This is a genomic window from Thalassobacillus hwangdonensis (assembly GCF_042675915.1).
GTDB lineage: Bacteria > Bacillota > Bacilli > Bacillales > Halobacillaceae > Thalassobacillus_A > Thalassobacillus_A hwangdonensis.
On record NZ_JBHTKL010000001.1, the window covers coordinates 1,357,459 to 1,379,526 of the forward strand.

At 43.8% G+C, this 22,068-nt stretch carries 19 protein-coding genes and 1 other annotated feature; all 19 genes read right to left on the reverse strand.

Going from position 1 to position 22,068, the window contains the following annotated elements; all coding sequences use genetic code 11:
* Nucleotides 1-289: 289 nt before the first annotated feature.
* The 19 genes from thrS to icd all read right to left on the reverse strand — a co-directional run bounded on the left by thrS (nt 290) and on the right by icd (nt 22,018).
* On the reverse strand, nt 290-2,236 hold the full coding sequence (gene thrS / locus ACFQ2J_RS07245; protein ID WP_386057953.1) for a threonine--tRNA ligase: 1,947 nt from the start codon (nt 2,234-2,236) through the stop codon (nt 290-292).
* 58 nt (nt 2,237-2,294) lie between these two features.
* Nucleotides 2,295-2,512: a binding site (T-box leader), on the reverse strand.
* Nucleotides 2,513-2,574: 62 nt separating this feature from the next.
* On the reverse strand, nt 2,575-3,420 hold the full coding sequence (gene ytxC, locus ACFQ2J_RS07250; RefSeq protein ID WP_386057956.1) for a sporulation protein YtxC: 846 nt from the start codon (nt 3,418-3,420) through the stop codon (nt 2,575-2,577).
* Nucleotides 3,421-3,523: 103 nt separating this feature from the next.
* Complete coding sequence (dnaI, locus tag ACFQ2J_RS07255) at nt 3,524-4,462, reverse strand: primosomal protein DnaI (protein ID WP_386057958.1); 939 nt, start codon at nt 4,460-4,462, stop codon at nt 3,524-3,526.
* Between the two features lie 19 nt (nt 4,463-4,481).
* Nucleotides 4,482-5,840 (reverse strand): replication initiation and membrane attachment family protein, encoded by a 1,359-nt coding sequence (locus tag ACFQ2J_RS07260; RefSeq protein ID WP_386057961.1) that lies wholly within the window; start codon nt 5,838-5,840, stop codon nt 4,482-4,484.
* A gap of 71 nt (nt 5,841-5,911) precedes the next feature.
* Nucleotides 5,912-6,373 (reverse strand): transcriptional regulator NrdR, encoded by a 462-nt coding sequence (gene nrdR / locus ACFQ2J_RS07265; RefSeq protein ID WP_386057964.1) that lies wholly within the window; start codon nt 6,371-6,373, stop codon nt 5,912-5,914.
* 32 nt (nt 6,374-6,405) lie between these two features.
* Nucleotides 6,406-6,810 carry a cytosolic protein gene (locus ACFQ2J_RS07270; RefSeq protein WP_386057967.1) on the reverse strand — a complete coding sequence of 135 codons (405 nt, stop codon included), beginning with the start codon at nt 6,808-6,810 and terminating at the stop codon, nt 6,406-6,408.
* Between the two features lie 239 nt (nt 6,811-7,049).
* Nucleotides 7,050-7,421 (reverse strand): adenosylmethionine decarboxylase, encoded by a 372-nt coding sequence (gene speD, locus ACFQ2J_RS07275; protein WP_386057970.1) that lies wholly within the window; start codon nt 7,419-7,421, stop codon nt 7,050-7,052.
* A gap of 239 nt (nt 7,422-7,660) precedes the next feature.
* Nucleotides 7,661-8,695, reverse strand: coding sequence for a glyceraldehyde-3-phosphate dehydrogenase (locus tag ACFQ2J_RS07280; RefSeq protein WP_386057973.1), 1,035 nt, complete (start codon nt 8,693-8,695; stop codon nt 7,661-7,663).
* Nucleotides 8,696-8,899: 204 nt separating this feature from the next.
* A complete protein-coding gene (gene coaE, locus ACFQ2J_RS07285) occupies nt 8,900-9,499 on the reverse strand; it encodes a dephospho-CoA kinase (RefSeq protein WP_386057976.1) in 600 nt (199 codons plus the stop codon).
* Between the two features lie 11 nt (nt 9,500-9,510).
* Nucleotides 9,511-10,125: a sporulation membrane protein YtaF gene (ytaF, locus tag ACFQ2J_RS07290; RefSeq protein ID WP_386057979.1), complete on the reverse strand. Its 615-nt coding sequence runs from the start codon at nt 10,123-10,125 to the stop codon at nt 9,511-9,513.
* Between the two features lie 64 nt (nt 10,126-10,189).
* Nucleotides 10,190-11,014 (reverse strand): DNA-formamidopyrimidine glycosylase, encoded by an 825-nt coding sequence (mutM, locus tag ACFQ2J_RS07295; RefSeq protein WP_386057982.1) that lies wholly within the window; start codon nt 11,012-11,014, stop codon nt 10,190-10,192.
* Between the two features lie 18 nt (nt 11,015-11,032).
* A complete protein-coding gene (gene polA, locus ACFQ2J_RS07300; protein WP_386057985.1) occupies nt 11,033-13,672 on the reverse strand; it encodes a DNA polymerase I in 2,640 nt (879 codons plus the stop codon).
* A 399-nt stretch (nt 13,673-14,071) separates the two neighbouring features.
* A complete protein-coding gene (gene hflC, locus ACFQ2J_RS07305; protein ID WP_386057988.1) occupies nt 14,072-15,004 on the reverse strand; it encodes a protease modulator HflC in 933 nt (310 codons plus the stop codon).
* The gene (gene hflK / locus ACFQ2J_RS07310) at nt 14,997-15,971 is read right to left on the reverse strand and encodes an FtsH protease activity modulator HflK (protein WP_386057992.1); all 975 of its coding nucleotides are present in this window, start codon (nt 15,969-15,971) and stop codon (nt 14,997-14,999) included. The genes hflC and hflK overlap by 8 nt, the downstream gene beginning before the upstream one ends.
* 407 nt (nt 15,972-16,378) lie before the next feature.
* Nucleotides 16,379-18,130, reverse strand: coding sequence for a two-component system histidine kinase PnpS (gene pnpS / locus ACFQ2J_RS07315; protein ID WP_386057995.1), 1,752 nt, complete (start codon nt 18,128-18,130; stop codon nt 16,379-16,381).
* Nucleotides 18,131-18,823: a response regulator transcription factor gene (locus ACFQ2J_RS07320; protein WP_386057997.1), complete on the reverse strand. Its 693-nt coding sequence runs from the start codon at nt 18,821-18,823 to the stop codon at nt 18,131-18,133.
* A gap of 339 nt (nt 18,824-19,162) precedes the next feature.
* Nucleotides 19,163-19,639: a MaoC/PaaZ C-terminal domain-containing protein gene (locus ACFQ2J_RS07325; protein ID WP_386058000.1), complete on the reverse strand. Its 477-nt coding sequence runs from the start codon at nt 19,637-19,639 to the stop codon at nt 19,163-19,165.
* A gap of 77 nt (nt 19,640-19,716) precedes the next feature.
* The gene (gene mdh, locus ACFQ2J_RS07330) at nt 19,717-20,655 is read right to left on the reverse strand and encodes a malate dehydrogenase (RefSeq protein ID WP_386058003.1); all 939 of its coding nucleotides are present in this window, start codon (nt 20,653-20,655) and stop codon (nt 19,717-19,719) included.
* A 37-nt stretch (nt 20,656-20,692) separates the two neighbouring features.
* Complete coding sequence (gene icd, locus ACFQ2J_RS07335; protein ID WP_386058006.1) at nt 20,693-22,018, reverse strand: NADP-dependent isocitrate dehydrogenase; 1,326 nt, start codon at nt 22,016-22,018, stop codon at nt 20,693-20,695.
* Between the last annotated feature and the right edge of the window lie 50 nt (nt 22,019-22,068).

Genomic DNA, 22,068 nt, shown 5'->3' on the forward strand with positions numbered 1-22,068 from the left:
GATGGAAGTATCAGGAAAAATAGTGAGACAATGAGAAATTCTGCAACATAGCGAAACTCTCGATATACAAAAAAGTCTGAGGAAACACCAAACAAATGTAGCAGGTAAGATTCTAAAATCAGAAACAGGATGAAGAATGATATGTACTGAATCACTTTCGTTTTTTCCACATAAACACCACCATTGTTAATCAAAATCACAACCACTGGATGATTTTCCCATTATATCATAAGCCAAGTTAGATATAATCAAAAAGAAAAGCTGCCCATCTCTGGACAGCTTTTCTCCTTTATTTATTCAACAAGCGTTGATCTATTTCATTTTTGATTTCGGATTTGAAAGTTTCGACAGACTTCGTCTCCGATTCTTTCTGACCGTAACGGCGTACATTGACTGCGTTCGCTTCCACTTCCTTATCGCCTACGACAAGCTGGAACGGAACTTTCTGAACTTGTGCTTCACGGATCTTATAGCCGATTTTCTCATCGCGTTCATCAACTTCTACACGAACTCCAGCCATACGCAGCTCATCTTCCAGCTTCTTCGCATATTCAAGGTGCGCTTCTGCCGAAACTGGAATGATTTTCGCCTGTACAGGTGAAAGCCATGTAGGGAAAGCTCCTTTGTATTCTTCGATAAGGAATGCCACAAAGCGTTCCATTGTGGAAACAACTCCCCGGTGGATGACGACTGGGCGGTGATTATTCCCGTCTTCTCCAACATAAGTGAGGTCAAAACGCTCAGGAAGGTGGAAGTCCAGCTGTACAGTGGAAAGTGTTTCATCCTTTCCAAGTGCTGTTTTCACTTGAACGTCAAGCTTCGGACCGTAGAATGCCGCTTCTCCTTCAGCCTCTACATAATCAAGGTCCATGTCTTCCATCGTTTCCTTCAGCATCGCCTGTGCTTTGTTCCACATCTCATCATTATCTACATATTTCTCTTTATCTTCTGGATCACGGTAAGATAAGCGGAAGTAATAATCATTGATGCCGAAGTCTTTGTACACTTCCTGGACGAGACGGACGACGCGGATGAACTCATCCTTCAACTGGTCCGGTCTTGCAAAGATATGAGCATCATTCAATGTCATCGCACGGACTCGCTGCAACCCTGCAAGTGCTCCTGACATTTCGTGACGATGCATCGTACCTAGTTCAGCAATACGCACCGGCAGGTTACGGTAGCTGTGCAGCTGATTCTTATATACCATCATATGGTGCGGGCAGTTCATTGGACGAAGCACTAGATCTTCATTGTCCATTTCCATTACCGGGAACATGTCGTCCTGGTAGTGATCCCAGTGGCCACTTGTCTTATATAGATCAACGCTTCCTAAAACTGGCGTATAAACATGATCGTAACCAAGCTTCTCTTCCATATCGACGATATAGCGTTCAATTGTGCGACGCACTGTTGCACCTTTCGGAAGCCATAATGGAAGACCTTGTCCAACCTTCTGATTGACGGTGAAAATGCCAAGTTCTTTCCCTAGCTTACGGTGGTCACGTTCTTTTGCTTCTTCAAGCAATCGCAAGTGTTCATCAAGGTGTGCTTTCTTTTCGAATGCAGTCCCGTAGATACGCTGAAGCATCTTGTTATTGCTGTCACCACGCCAGTAGGCACCGGAAATACTCAATAACTTGAAAATCTTGATTTTACTTGTCTGCGGAACGTGGATTCCTCGGCAAAGATCGAAGAACTCCCCTTGCTTGTAAATCGTGATCGGCTGACCTTCAGGGATGGCATCAATCAGCTCATCCTTCAGGTCATCCCCAATTTCTTCAAACATACGCTTCGCTTCTTCACGAGAAACTTCCACGCGTTCGATTTCAAGGTTTTCATCTACGATGCGCTTCATCTCTTTTTCGATTTTCGGAAGGTCTTCCGGCGTCAATGACTCATCCATATCGATGTCGTAATAGAAACCGTTCTCGATGACCGGACCGACCCCAAGCTTCACGTTTCCGAAAAGACGCTTGACTGCCTGAGCCATCAAGTGTGCAGTTGAATGACGGAGCACTTCCACCCCTTCAGGATTCTTGTAAGTAACGATCTCAATCGCTCCACCTTGTTCGATAGGACGACGTAGATCATACAGCTCTCCATCTATTTTGATTGCTAATGCCTGCTTTTTCAGACCTGGGGAAATATCGAATGCGACGTCTTCTCCAGTTGTACCATGTGGAAACTCTTTGACATTTCCATCTGGAAAAGTCAGCTTAATCTGATCTGACATAGAAAACTCTCCTTTACCTCTTTAATGAATTAAAAAACGCCCATCCCTCTGCATCATGCAAAGGGACGAGCGTGTTCGTCGTGGTTCCACCCTAATTCCCACAGAAAAAACTGTGGCTCTGAAATCTTTAACGCAGATGTACGTCTTCAGCTACGTTCAGTTCACTGAAGAGGTTCAGAGGTGGTAAACATCCGTACGTGTGCAGGAAGCTTCCAGCCATGGCTTCCTTCTCTGTATCACCGTCTCCGAAGTTCGTGTCCTCGTCTTAACCTTTTGTGATTGAAGTTATATGTACGTATTATAGCGATAGACCACACATAAATCAAGCGAGAAACGAATTAATTCAAACCAGGTGATGTGAACGGAAATTGTTCCTTAGGTTTATACAATGCTTTTTCCTGAAAGATATTGATGATGGTCTGGACCTTGGGATCCGATGGGTCTGTACCATAGATGAATAAACGTTTTGGGGCGTAGATGAGCAGTGGAGAGATCATTCCATCTTCCCTGTCTCCTAAAAACAAGTGGACTGGCTCTTTGTTCATCTGGGCTTCCAGTTCCTCTTTTGCAATTCGTTTACCGTTTTTCTCAAAGAAATAAAAGCTTCTGCGATGCAATACATGCATTTCTTCGACCAATGATTCTTTTTTAGTCATGTACGTCCTCAACGAATCAACCCAACTCTGATAATCTTCCTCACGTTTGAACTCGTCGATCGCACTGCCGATATAATCAAGCAGTAGCATGCGGTGGTGCTTGAAACAGAAGCTCATCATATCATCGAAGGATAGCGCGGCTTTCAATTGAATTCGATCGCGAAGAAACTGCTTGATGGAGGCTTCCAAATCCGGATGCCTCACTCCTAGACGTTTTCGCTGATCACTGTCCCGAAGCCAGTCACATATATCGATGATCCGGTCGACCTCCTCGTTATCCTGATAGTAATAACTGCCCCGGATCAGCTTGTCCAGCCATAATCGGAGCCGATGCTTATGAATGAGCTGAACGAAGATATTCAACAGGAAATCGATTTCCTGGTGCTTCATATCGCTTGCGACAAGTGACACTTCATTCCTGCCTTTCTCATCCCCTCTCCACTGGACCTGATATTTCGCCCCTTCCTGCATGATAAAATCACAAAAAGACACCGTCTCTTGTCTTGATAAAAAAAAGATTCGTATCATATCAGAACCGTTCCCCCTAACAACAATCGATCTACTCTAACTATATGGGGGATTGTATAAAAAAATGCTTATCCAGATCGGAAGTCTGGATAAGCATATAAAGTCAATCCGCATTTCTTCGGTTATGGCTGTATAATGGGACGTCCTTGCTCACTTGTTTGATCCGTTCGATGATCCTTGACGCTTTCACACGTTCGATTTCGCCTCTATTGCTAGTCGCAAAAATTTCCTCGAGCTGCTTCAGATTGTAATTCGAACTGAAAAAGACAGGCAGTCGCTCCATCATCCGGTACTGCAAAATCGATCCGAGGATTTCATCCCTGAACCATGCAGATTGTGACTCTGCTCCAATATCGTCAAGCATCAGGACAGGAGCTTTTTTGAAGGCATCGATTTTAGTACTGATGGAATCGTCCTTGATCGATGATTTCATTTCCCGGACAAATTCCGGCATGTAGATGATCATCGATGGGATTCCTTTTTCACTAAGTCGATTTGCAATCGCCCCAAGAAAATAGGTTTTCCCTACACCGAAGGGGCCATGAAAATAAAGACCTTTGGAAGGAAGCTCTTCCTTGATGTCTTCAAGATAAGCGACCATCGTTTCGATTGCATTTGATCGGTTCCCATCCTCCAGGTCGATTCGCTCGAGCTTGGCTTCAAGTATTTCTCTTGGCATATACAGACTTTTGATCAGCGATTGTTCTTTCTTCTGACTGTCATCTGCCACTTTCCGATGGCATTTATCATAGGTCAGATGGATGTTCTTCCCTTCGACCTCCATTGTAGGTGTAAAGCCCTTCATGATATTGATGCAGCCATCAAGGGATGGGCAGCTTTCACATTCTTTCGATTGTGTATGGTATTCATAGAGCTTCATTAATTGTCGATCAATGGATGCCTCATCCAGTGAAGGATTGTTTTTCAGCAGACTCTTTACTTCATGAGAATTCAGAAGTTCATGTCTGATCTTTTTATAATTACTGGCAAAATCTTTATTTTCACGCATCCACTTTTTCAGGGACGTTTGTATGGAATCCATCGTTCACCACACCTTTTGGTCAAATTCCTTTATTTGTAATCCGCCTTATTCTAGCTGCGATTTCTTCTTTATTCGTCGGGCGCTGTGTTTGAGGCTGCTGATTGGTCATCTGCTGTTCTTTCTGGTTTTTGAACCAGTCCGGGATGACTTCTTTCTTCCTGCTGGAGGAGCGGACATTACGCTCCTTGCCCCATTGCTGATATTTTTGATGCTCAGCCTTAGCAAGTGTCATTGCCTGTCGCACTGTGGTGACATTTTTCCTCGCCCAGTGACTGGCGATTTTACCCATATAACTTTTGGAAAGCTTCATATCCGTCTTCAGCATTACATAATGCACAAGCACATTCATGACGCCAGGGGATAATCCCTGTTCTGTCATAATATCACGGACAAGCTTCAGATCCTGATCAGATGCATCATTGCCACCTGAAAGGTCTTCCAGCAGTTCCCGGGGTGATATACGCTCAAGCCTTGCAATCAATTGTTCTTTTTTAGATCCTTCATTTACAGCTTCCTGCTGGCCGGTTTTCACACGCTTATCTAAAACGTCCTTCGCGTCCCCTGTGGAAGGCGCCTTTGTTTTGGAGAGATCATGACAAGCTTCTTTGAACTCTCCTAAAACGAGCTGATTTTCTTCGTTCAAAGCCCAGCCGATCGCCTTCTCAATGTCTTGACCAGAAAGATTGTACAAGGCTGCCATTTGATTGATCACTTTTTTATTCCTGACGGAAAGGATCATTTGAGCTGGGTACATTTTTTCTTTCAAGGCTTGCTCTATCCACTGGAAGTCGATTCGCTCTTCCCCTACGTTCGGACCTTTTGCAGCATGCTCCGCTTTTTCGTTGGACGCCTTCGGTACGATGCGCATGGATCTACCATAGCCATGGAATACCTCCTCGAAGGTAGCAGTCACATTCACTTTATCAAGCATATGCTGCTGCGGATCGATGAACTTTTCGTGCAGTTTATTGTACTTCTCCCCACCTAGGGCGTGGCGGAGAAGGGCAGTCAGCATGTCATCATTGAAGAATTGTTCCGGTGAGAATGGCGACTGCAATTCATAGATATAGACAGTCTGTTCTTCCACTTGGGTTACGTATGTTTGAAGCAGACCGATCGCTTCAAGCTTCCGACGCCCTTCATAAATCTGATCAAGCGGAAGTGAAAGATGGTTCATTAATGTATGATGGGTTTTCATTTCCGAAGGGTCGGATAACTCATATTCATTCAAAAGTGTATGGAAAAGAGAAACCGCATGAATGCCGAGCACAGGTTGATACAGATGTGTCAGCGACTGGTTGTATTTCCGTGGTATGATTCCATTCAGCTGTAACATGAAACCATCAACCGGAAACAATTTCCCTATTGATTCATGCATACATGTCCCTCCCTTCAACTTTGCATTTATCACTATCATTAAAAGAGTCCGGACATTTATTCTTCCCGGACTTAGTCATCTTCACGTTTAATAAGCTCTTTCAATTCATCAAGGAATACATTGATATCTTTGAACTGCCGATAGACCGATGCAAACCGGACGTAGGCCACCTCATCGACATGGGATAGACGATCCATCACCATTTCACCAATCGTATCACTACTTACTTCTGCGTTTCCGATATTGCGCAATTCTTTCTCTACATCAATCGTGATCGATTCAATCTGTTCCAGAGCAACAGGTCTCTTCTCACATGATTTGATCAGACCGCGCATCAATTTCTCCCTGCTGAATTCTTCCCTGGTTCCTTCTTTCTTCACGACAATCAAAGGTACCTCTTCAATCCGTTCGAAGGTGGTAAATCTGAAGTTACAGGACTCACATTCACGGCGTCTGCGAATCGCTCTTCCTTCCTCGATCGGACGGGAATCCAACACTTTCGTACTTTTATATTGACAATTTGGACATCTCATAATCGCTTCACTCCAGGGGTGGCGGCAGCCTTTTATTCAGAAATTCGATCTGCCATCGATGTTTCGATATAAGGCAGGTTCTTTTTCAATTCCGTGTAGATATCGATAATCGTCCGTCTGCTGAATCCGAAATCGAATGGTCCGCCTGATTCCGTTGTGACGTTGAAATCGATGGCAGTCCTGAACGGTTTGACCATGACGATACTTGTGACAATGAATGCCTTCTTTTTTCCCTTGAAGTTCACACTGATTTCTCCACGTTCTTCCGATGAGGAGAGAATCGTGTACCCTTCGCGTTGAAAAACAGCTTCAGCAGCTTTATAGGCTTTTTGTTTCGTAGTTTTAAAATAATGCGTCTGCAGAGCAGCATCCTCATGATGCTCCCGCGTCTCCGATTGATTCGTCAAGTTTCTATTTATGAATTTCTTCAACTTCATTTCCTCTTTTCCGAAACGGTCAAAAAATATACTACCCCTATTTTAACACGGAAGCGATCACGGTTAAAACGGACTTTGCAAAAAATGTCGGAAACATATAGTGCGGAGTCGCCCCAGGAGCCCCGATACGCATAAGCAGAACAGCGCAAGTAAAACGAATTCCTAAAGTTAATCAACCACATTTCAGAAGAAAAATAAAGACCACACGGAAAATTCCGTGTGGTCTGTTGCGTCCGATTTTATAGTGCTTGCTTCACTTCCACAGGGCCCATGCCTCGTGGTACTTCTACACTTTCATTCCGTTTGGCTTCCAATGATTCTGCAATGTAATCTGCAGCAACATTTGGATCGATACGATCGCCACATGTATATACGTCAATGCTGGCATAACCATGCTCCGGAAAGCTATGGATCGTCAGGTGTGATTCTGAAATGATGACCACTCCGCTGACACCATGTGGAGCGAATTTATGGAATGCGACTTCCCGAACTTCAGCACCAGCTCGCAAAGCTGCATCTACAAAAACCTTTTCGATATATGCCATATCGTTCAATTTATCATTGTTACAATTCCATAGTTCTGAAATTACGTGTCTTCCCATTGTGTCCATTTTAATAATCCCCCTCGTACAAGATAAGTGACTCCCAAAGACTTCGAAATGTGCTACCACGGGGGAAAGTTAGTCCAGAGAGGTCCTAACCCTTTGAGTAGACATCTAATTGCCAGAATTCAGAAGTTCAAAAAAAGTATAAACGGTTTACCCCACTTTTGCAAGAACCATTTTTTATATTTCAAATGGGGCTGACTGTTGAATTATCTTTTCTTTAAGGTGGGGGAATATTCAATTATTTACGAAACACGTGCTGTTGATTTTTCACCTAATTTACTACCGACAAACTTTACGAGATCCACGACGCGGCAGGAATACCCCCACTCATTATCGTACCATGCCAGCACTTTCACTTTTCGGTCCTGCATGACGATGGTGGATAGCCCATCGATGATCGTAGAGAATTCAGATGTCGTGTAATCAATAGATACCAAAGGCTCATCGCTATATTCCATGATGCCTTTCAAAGCGTTTCCTGCCTCGTTTCGGAATGCTTCATTCACTTCCTCTGCAGTTACATCCTGTTTCAAATCGACGACTAGATCCACTAATGAAACATTCGGCGTCGGCACACGCAATGCCATTCCGTGCAGTTTACCGCTCATATGCGGTAGTACTTCACCTAACGCTTTCGCAGCTCCTGTGGAAGTCGGGATGATCGACTGTGTACAGCCTCTCGCACGTCGTAGATCCTTATGTGGATTATCGAGATTCTTCTGGTCGTTTGTAAAGGCATGGACAGTTGTCATCAAGCCGTTTTCAATTCCGAATTTATCATCCAGCACTTTAACGACGGGTGCCAAACAGTTCGTCGTACAAGATGCATTGGAAATGACATCATGTTCTTCAGGTTGATAGGTTTCTTCATTCACACCCATGACGATGGTTGCATCCACTTCCTTACCTGGTGCTGTGATGACTACTTTCTTAGCACCCGCTTCAATATGAAGTCCTGCATCCTCTTTCGTCTTGAATTTACCTGTTGCTTCTACAACAACATCGATATCGTATTCTGCCCATGGAAGTTCGCGAGGATCACGTGTAGAACAAAGCTTCACTTCTTTCCCGTCAATTTCCAGTCCGTTGTTAAGCGCTTTCACATTTGCGTTCAATTTACCATGCACACTATCATATTTGATCATATGAGCTAAAGTTTCCGGTGGATAGCTGGCATTGATTGCTACTACCTCCACAGTGTCATCCAGAATGGCTTTGCGAAATACCATTCTCCCGATTCTTCCTAGCCCATTGATGGCAATACGTGTCTTGTTCATAAAGCGTGCCCCCTATATATGATATACTTTTCATTCGAATTATCACGATTAGTATAACACATTAAAATAGATGTTGGTCAACGAAAGTATAACATTTTACAAATTTTTTTCTTTTTCCACTACTACCCATCCACTTAAGTGATGAAACCCTAACGTAAATAAACAAAAAGCCTATCCACTTCAAGAGTAGAATAGGCTTTTCATTCAGATCACATTCCATTGTATAAGTATCTCTTCCAGCTGCTTATAGGAATCCTGCTTACTTCCATTGTTATCAATGATTGCATCAGCCATCTCCGCTTTTTCCGAGATCGGAATCTGTGACTGGATGCGCTGCATTGCTTCTTCCTTAGTAGACTCATCTCTTTCCACTAATCGGGAAAGTTGTACGTGCTCGTCCACATAGACGACCAAGGTTTTATCAACAAAATGAGTCAACTTGCTCTCAAAGAGTAATGGGATATCCATCACAACAGCGGGAACATTTTTTTCTTTCCATGAATCTCGCTTCTGGAGCATACGCTCCCTTACTGCTGGATGGACGATGGCATTCAACTCTTTACGTTTGGATTCGTCAGTAAAAACGATACTCCCTAGTTTCTTTCGGTCAATCGTTCCATCTTCTCTTAGAATTTCCTCACCGAAAACCTCCACGATTTGATAATAAGCAGCTTCCCCCGGAACAACTACTTCACGCGAAAGCTTATCTGCATCGATGACAGGTATATCGTAATCATCGAACATAAGGGAAACTGTACTTTTCCCTGTGGCGATACTTCCTGTCAATCCAATGACCAAAGTCATCTAACCCCTCCTTACACCAATTTGAAAATGCCGATCAGAATCAAAAGTATTGCAGGCAGTACAGATGCCTTATCCATCCACTCGGAACGCCCGACTCTACCACCAATCTTCATTCCTCCAAACAGCAGAAAACTCGTCATGAACCCAATTGCTATAGATGTAAACAATGGAGGTATATTCAAAAATGCGGCACTTACTCCTGCTCCAACCGTGTCGAATGAAAGCGCCAAAGCAAGCAACACAGCTTCCCATCCTTTGATGGATCCAGAATCGTCCATATCTGCAAGCTCTGGACTCTTCAAAATATCCGAAGGGGTGGACCATGATGCTTCTTTCTTTTCTTTGTGATTCCTTTCGGCTGGTTTAAACAACTGAGCAAAAAACCACAACCCCAGGCCTATCAGAATGATCGCTCCGATTCTTTCTGCAATGTGTTCCGAAAGATAACGGGTGAGCATGCTTCCTAAGCTGACAGAAAGATAAAAGATTGCACTTGATAAACAGGCGATCAACAGCAAAGCCATCTTTGGCAATGCAATTTTTTTCAATCCATAAATGAATCCAAGACCTAAGCTGTCCAGACTGACAGCGGTAACAAGCAGAACGATGGTGGCATAGACTCCCATACTCGATCTCCCTTACATCAAAAGGTATGGGATAGTATATGGGAGTCTTAGGATGATGTGTATGTCAATGCTGGCATGTACGACAATAATGGGTGCCGCGACCTCCATGTTTCATCTTCTCGATTAAAGTACCACATTGTTGACACGCTTCATTTTCTTTCCCGTAAACATAAAGCTTTTGCTGGAACATCCCGATCTGCCCTTGGCTGTTCACGTAGGTACGGATGGTCGTTCCACCCTGCTGAATCGCTTCGTTGATTGTTTCTATTGCTGCTATCCTAATTGCCTCGACCTGGGCTTCTGCCAACTCCTTACCTCGCCTCTCCGGGTGTACACCCGCCCGGAAGAGAGTCTCATCGACATAAATATTCCCTAAACCGGCAACAACAGACTGGTCAAGCAGCACAGCCTTTATCGACCTTGTCGTCCTTTTCACTTTTTCATAGAAATAAGGCAGGGTGAAGGACGGATCGAACGGGTCAGGCCCTAACAGCGTCAACGGCTTGTTTTTTCTTTCTTCTCCCTTAGGGAAGGCGTGCATGGTACCGAACTTACGAACATCGTTGTATCGTAATTCCGTGCCATCTGTAAAATGGAAGATGACATGGGTATGCTTTTTCATAGGTTCCTCACTCGGATGAACGGCAAACTTCCCTTCCATCCGAAGGTGGGAAACCATATGGACATCATCGAATTGGAAAATCAGGAATTTCCCCATCCGATCAATATCATGTAACGTCTGATCGATCATCACCCGTTTGAAACTCTCAGGTTCAGCGGGCTGTTTGATGATATTGCCCCAATGAATGGTGACATCATTTATCGTCTTTCCTAGTACAAGCTGTTTCAACGTTTGTCTTACTGTTTCTACCTCTGGTAGTTCTGGCATACTCATCCTGCTCCTATATCATTTTGCTTCGTACCAAGTGTCACCGAAGGAAGAATCCACCTTCAGCGGAACATCCAGTTCTACTGTATGTTCCATTACATCAGCTACGATTTCTTTCAGCTTATCCACTTCATGTTTCGGTGCTTCCAAAATCAATTCATCGTGTACCTGAAGAAGCATGACTGCTTCTAGTTCTTCTTCTTTCAAGCGAGCGTGAAGATCGATCATCGCTTTCTTGATGATATCTGCTGCACTTCCCTGAATCGGTGTATTCATCGCTGTCCGCTCAGCAAAACCGCGCTTGTTGAAGTTTCGGCTCGTAATATCCGGCAAATACCTTCTCCGGTTCATCAATGTAGTGACAAAACCTTTTTGCTTCGCTTCCTGAATGGAACTGTCCATATAGGCTTTCACGCCAGGGTAACTTTCCAAGTATCGGTCAATGAATTGCTGTGCTTCTTTCCTTGTGATTCCAAGACTCTGAGAAAGTCCGTAATCACTGATTCCATAAACAATACCGAAGTTTACTGCCTTCGCCTGTCGTCGCATATTCGCATCAACTTCATCCGCTTCTACATTGAACACTTCCATCGCTGTCTGCGTGTGGATGTCATCCCCAGAGTTGAATGCCTGGATCAGCTTTTCGTCCTGGGCCATGTGGGCAAGTACGCGCAGTTCAATTTGGGAATAGTCACTCGCGAAAATGATCCAATCCTTTTCAGATGGGATGAAGGCCTGACGGATTTTACGTCCTTCTTCCAAACGGATAGGAATATTCTGCAGATTAGGGTCCGTGGAACTCAACCGTCCTGTCTGGGTCAGTGCCTGGTTGAATCGGGTATGGATCTTATTCGTGTCGTTCTTCACCACTTTCAACAATCCTTCAATGTAGGTGGACTGTAATTTACCAAGCTGACGGTACATCAAGATCTTCGAGATGATTGGATGCTCATTCTCCAATTGCTCCAGGACATCCGCAGAAGTGGAATAACCGGTTTTTGTTTTCTTGATGACTGGAAGCTCCAGCTTTTCAAACAGAATCGGGCCAAGTTGCTTAGGAGAATTGAGATTGAACTTTTCTCCAGCTGCTTCGTAAACCTGAGCTTCAATTTCTTCCAACCGCGTTTTCAGCTCTTTACGCATTTCTTCAAGGCGTTCGACGTCCACATGCACACCAGTATGCTCCATTCCACCAAGGATCAGAGCCAAAGGAAGTTCCAAGTCATGATATAAATTGAATTGATCATTCTGCTTTAACTGCTCTTCCATATTCTCCTTCAATTTATACAATGCAGCAGACTTTCTTGCCAGGTGCTTAGCAAGTATTTCAGCTTCTGGCGCCTTCATTTTTGCGCCCTTTCCATATACTTCTTCGTCATATTGGATATCCGCTTCACCCATCCGGTGGCTGATTGCCGGAATATCGTGATGGTTGTCAGAAGGATTGATCAAGTAAGATGCAAGAAGCAAATCGAATTCGATTCCATTAAGTTCCACTCCGTGGCGGAGGAGCGCAACGTATGTCTTTTTGGCGTCAAACACCCACTTTTCCATGGAGGCATCCGCCGCCCACACACTGAATGCTTCAGAGTCCTTCGCGACTTCAATCGGAAGGTGGAAGTTTCCATTTTCGTTCGTAATTGATACTCCAATGATATCTGCTGAATGGTAATTGTCTTCGAGCATTTCAACGACTACTGCTTCTTTTCCAGTGAATAGATCATCAGGTACAGCATCAAGTTTTTCCACCTCGACTTCTGTCAAAGCAGATTCAACTTGAGCATCAGCATCGTCTCCCCCAATCCTTCCGAGAAGAGACTGGAAGCCTAAGTCTTTGAATAAGGAGCTAACATTTTTGTGCTGATAGCCATCATAATCAAGATCTTTCAATCCAACTTCAATTGGGGAGGCCGTTTCAATCGTAACAAGTTTCTTACTCATGAATGCGTCCTCTTTATGATTACTGAGCTTTTCTTTTAATTTCTTCCCGCTCACTTCTTCAAGGTTTTCATAGATATTCTCAAGCGTGTCGAACTGTTTAAGCAGTTTGACAGCTGTTTTTTCCCCTACTCCAGGTACACCTGGAATATTATCCGAACTATCTCCCATCAATGCTTTTAAATCGATGATCTGGTCAGGACGAACTTCCATCTTTTCCAGCATGAAGGCAGGGTCGTAGGCTTCTACATTTGTAATACCTTTTTTGGTAAGTGTCACTTTCGTCGTGTCGGAAACAAGTTGAAGCAAATCTTTGTCACCGGAAATGACAGTCACATCAAGTCCGTCTTTTTCCCCCTGTTTTGCCAGGGTACCAATGATATCGTCCGCCTCGTATTCGTTCAGCTGGTAATGCTTGATACTGAATGCGTCCAGCAGCTCTTTCAGCACAGGGAACTGCTCGGAAAGCTCGGGTGGAGTCTTCTGACGGCCACCTTTGTACTCTTTATACGTCTCATGTCGGAACGTCGTTTTTCCTGCGTCGAACGCTACCAGCATGTGTGTCGGTTTTTCTTCCTCAAGAATTTTCAGCAGCATCGTTGTAAAACCGTAGACCGCATTGGTATAGACCCCTTTGTCATTGTTCAAAAGCGGCAATGCAAAAAATGCACGGTAAGCGATACTGTTTCCATCAATCAGCACCAGTTTCTTATCAGCCATCTTCCCACTCCTCAATATTGGTTTTATGTAAATAATTCGTTCATTCAAGTTCACTCTGCTTTATTATTCTACCATGTTTGACTTTCATAAGAAAAAACCACACATACAGAGCTTAAGTTAAGAGCATTACATAATGTAGGAGTGGGTATGATGTAGCGAGGCGTTAATCAAACCATGATGCTGGGAAACGGCGAGACTCCCGCAGGAGAAGGAGATAGGCAAGATCCCGCAAGGCGTAAGCCTGAGGAAGCTTGCCAGGTCCCCTGCAGGAAAGCGAGTCGTTTCCCAGCATCCTCAAAAAATAGTAATGCAACGCCCAAATCCAGTTACCGGTTTACATATAAAAACTCAGTAATGGTGTGGGGTTACACGCCATTACTGAGTTATCTTTACTTACGGTTATTCATAAAAACCTAACAATAGTTCTGCATAAGGTGAGTTTTGAGGTAAAATGATGGTCGTTTCTCCATCGACCGTCGTTTTGTACGATTCAAGGGTACGGTAGAGTTGATAGAACTCCGTATCCTGGCTGAAAGCTTCATTGTATAACTTTGCAGCTTCCTGTTCCCCTTCTGCACGAATCTGTGCTGCATCGGCATTTGCTTTCGCAAGCATCTCGGTGACATTACGATCTGTCTGGGCGATAATCCGATTCTTTTCTGCCTCCCCCTGTGAGAGATACTGCTGTGCCTTGGATTCCCGCTCGGAAATCATTCGGTTATAGACTGCCTGTTCATTCTCTTCAGGCAAATCGGTACGCTTGATCCGGATATCATCCACTCTGATTCCATAACTGTTCGCTTCGAGAAGCTGATTGGCACGATCTTTGATCCGCTGATGCAAATCTCCCCGCTCATGCTCTTCATCATTGATAATTTCCTCGTAGTTCAGTTGACCAAGCTCTGACCGGATGATTGAGAAAATGAATTCTCCCATCCTAGCTTCGGCTTTCAGGACTGTTTTTGCGTTACGAATCATATTTTCCGGCTCTGTCACATGCCATACTGCGTAGTTATCAATGATGATCCGTTTTTTATCGAGCGTATTGATTTCCTTTTGCTCTACGTCATACACCATTTTCTTTTTAGGCAGCGTGGTTGCTTCCTGCAGGAGTGGCACCTTGAATTTCAGCCCTGGTTCGGACTCGATTCTTACGACTTCACCAAACTGACGGATCACTTTGTACTCGCCTTCCTTAACGATGACAATCGAAGTCAGTGCAAGCAATAAGAGAACAACGATACCGACAATGACAAGGCCAAGTTTTACATATTTCTTGAAATTGATCGGATCTTTCTTTTTCATATCAAAGACGTTACCATTCTCACTCATTGTTGTTCTCCCCCTCTTCATCTTCTGTTTCTTCACTTGCAGGAGGAACCACTGTACGTGCATTTTCCTGACCTAACGGAAGGTATTTCAATGTATTTCCATCATCATTCATAATATACACATTTGCTGATGGCAGGACTTTCTCCAACGTTTCCATCACCAATCGTTGTCTAGTGACTTCTTCGTTATTTTCATATTCTGCAAGTAATGCATTGAAACCAGCAATATCTCCCCTTGCCTGTTCCATACGAGCTACCTTATCCCCTTCTGCACGCTCGATGATGGCATCTTTCTCCCCTAATGCTTCTTCTGTCTGCTGGTTCTTATATTTGTTCGCTTCGAAAATCTTTGTATTCTTTGTTTCCCTTGCGTCCGTTACTTTCGTAAATGCTTTCCGGACATCTTCATTAGGTAAGTCGACTTCCTGAAGTTTTACATCACTGATGGAGATTCCGATGTCATAGGTTTCCATTCGGTTGATCAATTGTTCACGTACATCATTTTCAATCTCTGCCTTACCGGATGTAAGCGCGTCATCGATCACCGTCGTACCGATGACTCCTCTTAAAGAGGCAGAGGTGGCATTGAATAATACTTGGTCCGGATCCTCTGCATTGAATAAGTATTTTTCCGGATCGATGATTTTCCATTGGACGACCAAATCCGCTTCTACGATAAAGTCATCACCAGTAATCATCCGTGCAGTATCCTTGCTCTTGGACCCATCTTCTGAATATCCGAAGTCCAGGCTGAACGTCTCTTTTGATAGTTTTTCAACCTCCTGGACGGGCCAAGGCAATTTAAAATGAAGACCAGGCTCTGTAATGGCATCTTCTGCTTCCCCGAATGTCAGGATGACCGCTTGTTCGGATTCGTCTACAGTGTACCAGGACGTAATTCCGACTATGATCAGAATGATTCCGATGATGATCATTCCTGTCCAGCTGTATATCTGTTTCAGGCTCATTCTCATTCTCCCCTTTTTTATGTAGTCACAGTATTTATACGGTCGAAGCTCATAGAACGTTTCAGTTTTGTTACAATTCTTTTACGAAAAATTAATCATTAATTAGTGGAAAGGCGGCTGGGAAACTACTCGCTTTCCTGTGGGGGATCTGTCGAGCCTCCTCGGTCGTTTTACTCTCTGTGGGGTCTCGCCTAGCCCCTTCTCCCACGGGAGTCTCGAAGTTTCCCAGCCACCCTAAGTGTGATTGGTGAACGATACTGGACATGTATGATTTTCAGAAATCAGGGCGTAGACAAATAAAAAAAGACGGAAGCGAGGGTTGCTTCCGTCAAACAAGAAAACACCTTGGATGAAAGGGTTTCGAGAATATTTTACCAATTATTATTAAACGTAATATGAAAAGAGTATTAAGATTGTGTAAATGATTTGTGAAGGATAACCTTAAAGGTCGTACCTTTCCCAATTTCACTTTCCACTTCCACTTTTCCTCTATGCGCTTCGATTATATGCTTGACGATTGCGAGGCCGAGCCCTGTCCCACCTGAATTCCGGCTTCTGGCTCGATCGACACGATAAAAGCGCTCAAAGATTCTTGGTATCTCTTCTTGTGGTATCCCGATGCCAGTATCACGTACAAGGATGATCACATTCTCTCGTTCCTCTGACAGGGAAACATTGACTTTTCCACCTTCAGCTGTGTAATTCACTGCGTTCAGCATCAAGTTCACGAACACCTGCTTCAGTCTTGGCGCATCTCCCTCCACCACTGTTTCACCATCTATACTCATATCTAATTCGATCTGTTTTTGGTCTGCTGCATGCTGAACAATTGGAACGATGTCTTTTAGTAGATCTTGAAGATTAAACTCAGTCACATTCAATTGGAAGTTTGACTTCTCCAGTTTTGAAAGTTCAAGCAAGTCATTAATCAATGACTGCAAACGTCCACTTTCTTTCAAAATGATGTGCAGGAATTGCTGCAGAAGTGCTTCATCCTTCATTGCCCCATCCAATAATGTTTCTGAAAATCCTCGAATCGATGTGATCGGTGTTTTCAATTCATGCGAAACATTCGCCACAAAATCTTTCCGCATTTCCTCGAGGTGCTTCATTTCTGTAATGTCATGGAAAACGAGCACCACTCCTTTCCATTTACGTGATGCCGTAAAGATAGGAGCACCGGTAACTTCCAGATGTCGACGTTCAATATTGATCGGCAATACAAATGTTTCCCGTACAGTCTCTTCAAGCATGAAAATATCCTGGACTGCTTCATGGATTGCCTCATGCTTGATTGCATCGTAATATAAGGAGCCTACATAATCTTTGCTGTTACCTCCAAAGCTGTCCAGAAAAGCTCGATTGACTAGATGGATGTATCCTTTTTCATCAATAAGAATCAATCCGCTCCCCATATTGTTGATGACCGCTTCAAGTCGCTGTTCCTGCATCCCCTGTTCCATCGACATCGTCTGAAGATTACGTGCAAGCACATTGATGGAGTTGCTCAATTCACCTGCATCACCGAAATATCCATCATATGTTCTTGCTCTGTAGTTTCCCTTTGCGAGTTCTGATGCTGCATCAGAAGCTGATCGAATCGGTTTGATATACTTTTCGAAAATATTGTTGCCAATAACGAGAACTGTAACTAACAAGAAGACGAGCATGATGCCTATCAACAGCCAGATGTTCTTGGAAATGTTCAGGATGGAATCCACAGGGGAAACGATGACTAGTGTCCCGCTCAACCCATCGATGTCCACCGGAATAGGATAATAGAAAATATGCCCTTCCCATTTACCTTCATTTGTCTGATTCAATCGCCCCTCAGCATGTGCTTCTACTAAGGATTGCTCTTCAGAAATGGATCCCAATGCCTGTGTCGTATTGATGATCAGTTCATCTTTTTCATTAAAAAAAATCAGTCCCATCTCAACATCACGACTGAACGCTTCCAGATCCGTTTCATCAATCTCTTCATTTTTGGCGTATTCTTCTAAGTAAGCGAGAATGATGCTACTTTCATTCTCCATCCGTTCTTCAAAAAGGCTGACAATGTAGCCTTTGGTCAATTGTCCAAGAACGATTCCCAGGCCTACCATTACTATGATGACCAGAATCATATATGGTAGAAGTATTCTGGAATTTTTCTTCATTTACTTAGGTTCCTCCATTTTATAGCCTAAGCCACGGATGGTTTTGATGTAGACCGGCTTTCTCGTTTCCGGTTCAATCTTTTCTCGTAAGTGGCTGACATGTACATCCACAATCCTGGTGTCGCCTGCGAAATCATAGTTCCAAACGGCGCTGAGCAACTGATCTCTTGAGAGTACACGGCCTTTATTCTTAGCAAGAAACAGGAGAAGCTCGAATTCTTTAGGTGTGAATGTCAACGGCTGCTCCTTGATGGTAGCTTCATACTGTTCAGGATAGATCGTCAAATCTGCTATTACCAGACGATCACTATCTTCCTGCTTGGGTTCTCTGGTGGATCTTCTCAGAATTGCTTTGATTCTAGCCACCACTTCTCGAGGACTGAATGGTTTGGTCAAATAATCGTCCGCCCCCAATTCCAATCCAAGGATCTTATCCAGTTCATCATCCTTTGCAGTAAGCATCAGTACTGGTGTATCCACCTGTTTCTGACGCATCTTTTTACAAACTTCCATTCCATCCATTTCCGGTAGCATGACATCCAGGACGATCATGTCATAGGAATTCTGTTCTGCTTTTTGCAAAGCAGTTGCCCCATCATAAGCTACATCTGTCTGAAAGCCTGCCTGCTCGATATTGTATTTCAGTAACGTTACAATTGATTCTTCGTCATCTACGATCAGTATCTTTTCCATCTGAACTCACCTCTCACGACTATTACTTCAATCATACAATGCAGGTGGGACAATAACCAATCTCATTTATGTAATCTTTACAAATAATTAATAATTAACCAAATCAGACGCCTTTAAAAGTGTTGCGTGTCGTGACTGGAGAAATGGCTCGCTTTCCGCGGACGAACGTTCGAGCCTCCTCACTACGTTGCGGGGTCTCTCTCGTACGTTTTTCCGCAGGAGTCTCACCATTTCCCCCAGTCCCTCCATGATTTTTTAAGCTTTATGCAGCTTAAAGTTAATCTCTTTGTCTAATTAAACATAAGAAAACCAAGCTCTTGTTGAGCTTGGTTACATATCTTAATAAAAATTTTCCAACGATCTTGCATTCATGGATTCTGGTTCATATGGAGGAACGACGGTCAATGTTCCTTTGACCACTTCTGCCCCTTCTTCATCATATCCATGTACGAGCACTTCAACTTCATGCTTCGCTTCGTCGATGCCGGAGATTTCAAGTGTGAATTTCACTTCTGCATAATGATAGACCGGTTTGTCGAATTCCAATTCCTGACGCTGGATATGACTACCCGGACCAGGGAGGTGCATGGAAACCAAAGAAGTGACCATCCCCACAAGCATTACAGTTGGTACGACCGGACGCTTGAATGGTGTTTGTGAAGCATAATCATGTTGAATATATAGTGGGTTGGCATCATCAGATAACCCTAAGTACATAAGAAGATCACGATCTTCCACCGTTTTGGATGCGGTGTACGTATCCCCGACTTTTAAATCGTGCAGCTTCTTTCCCAGCTTTCTCTTTTTACCTAGCATATTCCCACCCCTTCATGTAAGCGTTTTCTTTCAAGTGCGAAAAAGGATTCGAGGTATTCCCCCGAATCCCTTCTTCTTTATTGTAATACATTCATGACATTCTTAACAGACTCGACTGATTTATCAAGGGAAGCTTTCTCCTCATCAGTCAGATCCAATTCAATGACCTCTTCGATCCCATCAGCACCAAGGATTGTCGGTACTCCAAGGTAAATGCCGTCGTAGCCATATTCCCCTTCAAGGTAGGCAATTGCAGGTATCACACGACGCTGATCCTTGAGAATCGCTTCTGCCATCTGCGTCAGTGATGCAGCCGGGGCATAATAGGCGCTGCCGTTACCCAACAGGTTGACGATTTCGCCTCCACCTTTTCGTGTGCGTTCAACAATCGCTTCCAAACGATCGTTGGAAATCAATTTTTCAAGAGGTATTCCACCTGCAAAAGAATAGCGGATCAATGGAACCATATCATCGCCATGCCCTCCAAGCACAAAACCTGTAATGTCTTTGACAGACAAATTCAGTTCCTGTGCTACGAAAGTACGGAAACGAGCCGTGTCCAACACTCCGGATTGACCGATCACCCGGTTTTTAGGAAAGCCGGATGTTTTGAAAACGGTATATGTCATTGCATCAACAGGATTTGTCAAAACAACGATATGACAGTCCGGAGAGTTCTTGACGATCTCTTTCGTCACGCTCTGCATGATCTTGGAGTTCGTCTTTACTAAATCGTCTCTGCTCATTCCAGGCTTACGGGCAATGCCTGCTGTGATGATGACCAGGTCGGAATCTTTCGTATCCGCATAATCGGAAGTTCCGATGATATTCGCATCGAATCCCTGCACAGGGCTCGCCTCAAGCATATCAAGCGCCTTGCCCTTAGTAGGGTCCTCCATGTCAGGGATGTCAACAAGTACAACATCTCCCAGTTCTTTCTGAGCTAACATAAGCGCGGTAGTCGCGCCTGTGAAACCAGCACCGATCACTGAAATTTTGTTGCGTTTAATTGCCATAATGATCCCCTTTCTTTTGCATCAGTTTGAAATGGAATTAGTCCATGTTTTTGATTAGTGCATCACCGAACTCAGAACATTTAAGTTCTGTAGCGCCTTCCATCATACGAGCAAAGTCATAAGTGACCGTTTTATTTCCGATCGTCTTGTCCATCGCTTTCGTAATCAGATCAGCAGCTTCTCTCCACTCAAGGTGCTCAAGCATTAGTACACCAGAAAGGATGACAGAAGATGGGTTTACTTTGTCCATACCAGCATACTTAGGTGCAGTACCATGAGTAGCTTCGAAGATTGCATGTCCTGTTTCGAAGTTGATGTTCGCACCAGGTGCAATTCCGATTCCGCCTACTTGCGCAGCAAGTGCATCAGAGATGTAGTCACCGTTCAAGTTCATAGTAGCTACTACGTCGAATTCTTTCGGACGAGTCAGGATCTGCTGAAGGAAGATATCAGCAATCGCATCTTTCACGATGATTTTGCCAGCTTTTTCTGCTTCTTCCTGTGCTTTGTTCGCTGCATCTTTGCCATCTTTTTCTACGATGCGGTCATATTCTGCCCATGTGAATACTTTATCGCCGAATTCCTCTTCGGCAACTTCGTAACCCCATGCTTTGAATGCACCTTCAGTGAACTTCATGATGTTTCCTTTGTGAACCAACGTCACGTTTCTGCGTCCTTCGTTCAGCGCATATTCAATTGCAGAACGCACAAGACGTTTCGTACCTTCTTCAGAAACAGGCTTCACACCAATTCCGGAAGTTTCAGGGAAACGGATATTTTTAACACCCATTTCATTTTGAAGGAATTCAACTACTTTCTTCACTTCTGGTGAACCTTTTTGCCATTCGATACCAGCATAGATGTCTTCCGTATTCTCACGGAAAATGACCATATCAGTGTCTTCCGGGCGTTTTACCGGGGAAGGTACACCAGTGAAATAACGTACAGGACGAAGACATGTGAACAAGTCTAGTTCCTGACGAAGTGCTACGTTCAATGAGCGGATACCGCCACCGATTGGTGTAGTCAAAGGTCCTTTAATTGCAATCTTATATTCACGGATGTTATCCAATGTATCAGCCGGCAGCCATTCTCCGAATTTATCGTAAGATTTCTGTCCAGCATAAACTTCTTTCCAGTCGATGCTTTTCTCACCGTTATATGCTTTTTCAACAGCCGCTTCAATAACGCGCTTTGCTGATGCCCAAATATCCGGTCCAGTTCCATCACCTTCAATGAAAGGGATGACCGGGCGGTTTGGTACATTAAGTACTCCATTATCTACTGTAATCTTTTCTCCTTGTGACAATCTGATTACCTCCTGTTTACTGGTTTGGATGTATTTGTTCCACTTTCCTATCATACGATAAATTAAACTGAATAAAAAGGATGAGCCTTAACCGAGCTGCATCA

Coding starts and splice junctions, on each gene's coding strand:
- nrdR (WP_386057964.1), bottom strand. CDS start 6,373: ATGAGATGTCCAAATTGTCAATATAAAAGTACGAAAGTGTTGGATTCC.
- pnpS (WP_386057995.1), bottom strand. CDS start 18,130: ATGAAGAAAAATTCCAGAATACTTCTACCATATATGATTCTGGTCATC.
- ACFQ2J_RS07280 (WP_386057973.1), bottom strand. CDS start 8,695: ATGAACAAGACACGTATTGCCATCAATGGGCTAGGAAGAATCGGGAGA.
- polA (WP_386057985.1), bottom strand. CDS start 13,672: ATGGCTGATAAGAAACTGGTGCTGATTGATGGAAACAGTATCGCTTAC.
- ACFQ2J_RS07270 (WP_386057967.1), bottom strand. CDS start 6,810: ATGAAGTTGAAGAAATTCATAAATAGAAACTTGACGAATCAATCGGAG.
- ytxC (WP_386057956.1), bottom strand. CDS start 3,420: ATGATACGAATCTTTTTTTTATCAAGACAAGAGACGGTGTCTTTTTGT.
- hflK (WP_386057992.1), bottom strand. CDS start 15,971: ATGAGCCTGAAACAGATATACAGCTGGACAGGAATGATCATCATCGGA.
- mdh (WP_386058003.1), bottom strand. CDS start 20,655: ATGGCAATTAAACGCAACAAAATTTCAGTGATCGGTGCTGGTTTCACA.
- mutM (WP_386057982.1), bottom strand. CDS start 11,014: ATGCCAGAACTACCAGAGGTAGAAACAGTAAGACAAACGTTGAAACAG.
- ACFQ2J_RS07325 (WP_386058000.1), bottom strand. CDS start 19,639: ATGCTAGGTAAAAAGAGAAAGCTGGGAAAGAAGCTGCACGATTTAAAA.
- speD (WP_386057970.1), bottom strand. CDS start 7,421: ATGGACACAATGGGAAGACACGTAATTTCAGAACTATGGAATTGTAAC.
- thrS (WP_386057953.1), bottom strand. CDS start 2,236: ATGTCAGATCAGATTAAGCTGACTTTTCCAGATGGAAATGTCAAAGAG.
- dnaI (WP_386057958.1), bottom strand. CDS start 4,462: ATGGATTCCATACAAACGTCCCTGAAAAAGTGGATGCGTGAAAATAAA.
- ytaF (WP_386057979.1), bottom strand. CDS start 10,125: ATGGGAGTCTATGCCACCATCGTTCTGCTTGTTACCGCTGTCAGTCTG.
- hflC (WP_386057988.1), bottom strand. CDS start 15,004: ATGAGTGAGAATGGTAACGTCTTTGATATGAAAAAGAAAGATCCGATC.
- ACFQ2J_RS07320 (WP_386057997.1), bottom strand. CDS start 18,823: ATGGAAAAGATACTGATCGTAGATGACGAAGAATCAATTGTAACGTTA.
- coaE (WP_386057976.1), bottom strand. CDS start 9,499: ATGACTTTGGTCATTGGATTGACAGGAAGTATCGCCACAGGGAAAAGT.
- ACFQ2J_RS07260 (WP_386057961.1), bottom strand. CDS start 5,840: ATGCATGAATCAATAGGGAAATTGTTTCCGGTTGATGGTTTCATGTTA.
- icd (WP_386058006.1), bottom strand. CDS start 22,018: ATGATAGGAAAGTGGAACAAATACATCCAAACCAGTAAACAGGAGGTA.